The sequence below is a fragment of the Pseudoalteromonas sp. SG45-2 genome, from assembly GCF_014164115.1.
Taxonomy (GTDB): Bacteria; Pseudomonadota; Gammaproteobacteria; order Enterobacterales; family Alteromonadaceae; genus Pseudoalteromonas; species Pseudoalteromonas distincta.
Map to the genome: position 1 here is coordinate 1 of NZ_JACJEO010000076.1, position 319 is coordinate 319.

A 319-nucleotide genomic window follows, 5' to 3' on the forward strand; every position below is an offset into this window, starting at 1 on the left:
GGCAAGATGTGGAAGTGGTGTGAGCCATTAAGCTAACTTGTACTAATTACCCGTGAGGCTTAACCATACAACGCCAAACGCGTTTTATGCGACAGTTTGACAGAAGTTAATATGACTAAAGTAGACATTACTTAGAAAGACTTAAAAAATATTATCAGATATTTTCCAAATTAAGTTAGTGCGTAGAAATACGGATTAACGCCCAAATTTGCTTGGTGACAATAGCGTTTTGGACCCACCTGACTCCATGCCGAACTCAGTAGTGAAACGAAACAGCGCCGATGATAGTGTAGCATTTGCTATGTGAAAGTAGGACATT

General features: G+C 39.5%; 1 rRNA gene. It reads left to right on the plus strand.

The window, feature by feature from the left end:
- Positions 1-211: 211 nt before the first annotated feature.
- Positions 212-319, plus strand: a 5S ribosomal RNA gene (rrf, locus tag H5116_RS20170); the annotation flags it as partial.